We start from the raw sequence: 3323 nt of genomic DNA on the forward strand, positions 1-3323 counted from the left end.
CGTCCCGCCCCTTCCGCCCCGCGTCCACGGCCGTCGCCGTCAGCCGCCGCACCACCTCGGCCGCGCTGAGCTCCGGATGCGCCGCCCGCACGAGAGCCGCCGCCCCGCTGACGACGGCGGTCGCCTCGCTGGTGCCGCTCCCCCGGTAATAGCCGGTCCGCCCGATCCCGGTCGTCACAATGTCCACCCCGGGCGCGGTGAGATCGACCTGCGGCCCGGTGACGGAAAAATCCGCGACCTTCCCGGTACGCCCGACAGCCCCGACCGTGAGCACCTCGGGATACCGCCCCGGAAACTCCCCGGCCCCGCTCCCCACATTCCCGGAAGCCGCCACCACCACCATGTCCGCCGCCACCGCCGCCCGAACCGCCGAGCGCAACACCTCGGTGTCCCCGGTCCCGAACGACATGTTGACGACCCGCGCCCCGCGCCCCCGCGCAAAAGCCACCGCCCGCACCATGAACTCGGAGGTCGCCATGGTCTTGATGGGACCGCGGATCGGCAGGATCGTGGCGGCCGGGGCGATCCCGAGCGCTCCCGATCGGGCGCCGTGTCCCCGGCCCGCGATGATCCCGGCCATCTCGGTGCCGTGCCCGTCGATGTCGTCCCGGCCGTCGCCGATCGGATCGGGGAAGAGGTCCGTTCCGGGCGCCACCGCATCGGCAAGGTCGTCATGGGCGGCGTCGACGCCCGTGTCGACGAGGGCGACGATCACCCCCGCGCCGAGGCTGACCCGGTGTGCCGTCCTGATGTCCAGAGCGGTCAGGTGCCATTGCGCCGCGCGGACACCATCGGCTGCCCACGCCGGCTCAGCCCCTTGCACGGGAGTCGTCGCGAGCACCAGCACCGAGGCGGCCAGGGCGGCGGGCAGGCACCTGATCAAGCAGCGCCCCCGATGACGCCGGGACCGGGATCGTGCCGGGCCCTTCGCCGGGACGGCCGGATGATCGGCGCGACGCCCTCGCGAACTTCCCACGTCTCGTCCGCCACCCCACCGCCCGCCGCGCCCGCGTCCTCCGCACGGTGCCCCGGCCGGCGGCCTCCGCTCATCGGCGGTATCGGATGCGCCGGAGCCGAACCGGCTGCCGCTGCTGCTGCTCCTGGTGCGGGTCGCGGACCAGCGGGCGGACGGACACCCGTCGAGTCCCGTCCCGCCGGCGGCACCAGCCCGGCACCGCCTCGCCGCGACGGCCCGGTGATCGGGCCGAACACACCGGCGGCACCGGCAGCACCCGCGACGAGCCCCCCGGCACCGATCACCCCGGCCGCACCGATGACCGAGCCGGGCAGAGCACCGCCTGAGGTACCCGGCGACGGCAGTACGGGGGCCGATCCAGCACCAGCAGGGGGTGCCACGCCCGCAAGACTCGCGTCGGCACTCCCTCCGGGAAGCGCTCCTGCGGACAGTTCCGGGGGATCGTGCGGCACCGGGACCGGCACCGGCACCGCGGGAGCACTTCCGGACGTCCCGGGATCGAAGTCGCCACCCCGACCGCCCAGGTCGTCCCGGCCCTCGAAAAGGCTGGGCGGTTCGAGCTGGGCGGTGTGGTCGGCGACGGCGGCCTCGGCGCGTTGCATCGCGGCGCGGGCCTTGGCGTCGTACTCGTCCTCGGCGTGGTCCAGCCAGCGCGGGATCAGGTCCGAGCTGACCACCGCCCGCTCCTCGGCCAGCGGCCGCACGGCCGCCTGCGCCTCCCCCAGCGCCTCGACGATCCCCCGCAGCCCCGCGCGAATGTCCTCCGCCCGCGTCAGGGTCTCCTGCATCGACGCCGCGACCAGGTCCATCCGATCGAGGAAGGCCCGCGCCGAGTCGTTCTCCTCCGGCGGCCAGGCCTCGGCGAGCCGGGCGCGCGCGGCCCGGAGCCGGGTGAGCTGCTCCCGCACGTCGCCGGCCAGCGCCTCCCAGCCAGCCACCCGGTCGCTGGCCGTGCAGGTGTCCTCGGCCCGGAGCATGGTCCAGATGGCCGGGAGGTTGTAGGCCGTCCAGTCGGTCACGAGAGCCCCACAAGGTCGGCGAGGCGGCGCTGGGACTGCTCGGAGATCCGGTCGGCCGCGCCGAGCTCCCGGACGACCTGATCCGCCTGCGCGGCGAGCACGGCCGCCATCCGACGGTACGCCCGCAGGTTCGCGTCCGTGTAGGCCAGCGCCCGCGCGTACCTCTCCTTGGCCGCGAGCATCGTGCCGCCCGGGACGGCCGCGCCGAAGACGACGCCGTGGGCGTGGAGGGCCGCGGCGCGGGCCTCGGCGGAGGCGAAGCCCTCGTCGGCGTCCGCCGCCAGCCCCGCCGCGACGTCGGCCACCTGGCCGGTTTCGATGCGCACCCCGTCTGCCATGAGCCCACCTCCGCCCTTGACACGAAGGTGGCGCGGGTTCGGTTCAGGGCGGGCCCAAAAGGGGTACGGAACGGATCACCCAACGAAGGGAGAATCGCATGAGTGTCGCAACTGACCCGGCCACCGTGGAGCAGTGCCTGCGGGCCGGGGCTGGTTTCTCACAGGGTGACCGCACCTGGATCGCCGAGCAGTTCTCCACGCTCGACGCCCGGCTGGCGGCCTTCCCGGCCGACACGACGGAGCTCGAGGTCTCCGTCAAGGATCGGGCCGCGAAGGGCCAGAAGGTCACCTTGGAGTGCTGGATCGCCGGCCGGACGAAGATCGTGACCACCTCGGCCGAGGAGGATCTGCACGCGGCCCTCAACGATTGCCGCGACGACCTGCGGCGCAAGCTCGACGAGTCGAAGGTGCGGCAGGAGCCCCGGCACAACCGGCACCTGCAGACCAAGCTGGCGACGGCGCTCCCGGACGAGCCGGCCGAATAACGGAACTCAGTGGCAGGTGCCCCGGCCGGCGTCCTCGGTCGGGGCACTGCCCTCCAGGACGTGGAACTTCCAGTCGTACGAGTCGGGCGCCAGGTTGAGTTCGAGCACGCCGTGGTGGTCGTAGTCGGCGAACTCGCTCGCCGGCGCGCCCGCTGAGGCTGTCGGGCGGTAGTGCGCCTGGCCGCCCGTGCCGATGACGAACTGCCGGACGCCCTTGTCGTCGGGCTTGCCGGCCGGGTCGAGCGGGCCGAAGCGCTCGTAGTCGGCGTCGTGGCCGGACAGGACCAGTTCGACGCCGTGGTCGTACAGAGTCTGGTAGAGGTCCGCGGTGCGCGGGTCGTGGCCGGCGATGCCCGTGGACCAGCGCGGGTGGTGCCAGGCGGCCAGCACGCACGTGCGGCCGTTCGCGTCGAGGTCGCGCTCGAGCCACTCCTGCTGCGGCGATCCGGTGCCGCATCCGCCGGCGACGGCCGCGCAGTTCGAGTTGAGGACGACCACATGCCAG

At 73.9% G+C, this 3323-nt stretch carries 5 protein-coding genes; 1 reads left to right on the forward strand and 4 read right to left on the reverse strand.

Annotation, left to right across the window (positions count from 1 at the left end):
- The 3 genes from RBH18_RS43440 to RBH18_RS43450 all read right to left on the reverse strand — a co-directional run.
- Positions 1-883, reverse strand: an 883-nt coding sequence (locus tag RBH18_RS43440) for a S8 family serine peptidase (protein WP_306216365.1), incomplete at its 3' end; no start/stop codon positions are given.
- Entirely contained in the window at positions 880-1995 is a 1116-nt protein-coding gene (locus tag RBH18_RS43445; RefSeq protein ID WP_306216366.1) for a hypothetical protein, read from the reverse strand. The genes RBH18_RS43440 and RBH18_RS43445, both read right to left, overlap by 4 nt.
- The gene (locus tag RBH18_RS43450; protein ID WP_306216367.1) at positions 1992-2333 is read right to left on the reverse strand and encodes a hypothetical protein; all 342 of its coding nucleotides are present in this window, start codon (positions 2331-2333) and stop codon (positions 1992-1994) included. Before RBH18_RS43450 ends, RBH18_RS43445 begins: the two co-directional genes overlap by 4 nt.
- 98 nt (positions 2334-2431) lie before the next feature.
- Here RBH18_RS43450 and RBH18_RS43455 point away from each other — a divergent pair, with 98 nt between their 5' ends.
- Positions 2432-2818 carry an HPF/RaiA family ribosome-associated protein gene (locus tag RBH18_RS43455; protein ID WP_306216368.1) on the forward strand — a complete coding sequence of 129 codons (387 nt, stop codon included), beginning with the start codon at positions 2432-2434 and terminating at the stop codon, positions 2816-2818.
- Between the two features lie 6 nt (positions 2819-2824).
- On the opposite strand, the gene RBH18_RS43460 is transcribed toward RBH18_RS43455, so the two are convergent.
- The coding region (locus tag RBH18_RS43460) for a metallophosphoesterase family protein (RefSeq protein ID WP_306216370.1) at positions 2825-3323 on the reverse strand (499 nt) is incomplete at its 5' end.

Origin of the sequence: Actinoplanes oryzae (assembly GCF_030757795.1) — a bacterium.
In the GTDB taxonomy this organism is placed as follows: domain Bacteria; phylum Actinomycetota; class Actinomycetes; order Mycobacteriales; family Micromonosporaceae; genus Actinoplanes.

Excerpts from the sequence above, each read along its gene's own strand:
- RBH18_RS43450 (WP_306216367.1), bottom strand. The coding sequence starts at position 2,333 with ATGGCAGACGGGGTGCGCATCGAAACCGGCCAGGTGGCCGACGTCGCG.
- RBH18_RS43455 (WP_306216368.1), top strand. The coding sequence starts at position 2,432 with ATGAGTGTCGCAACTGACCCGGCCACCGTGGAGCAGTGCCTGCGGGCC.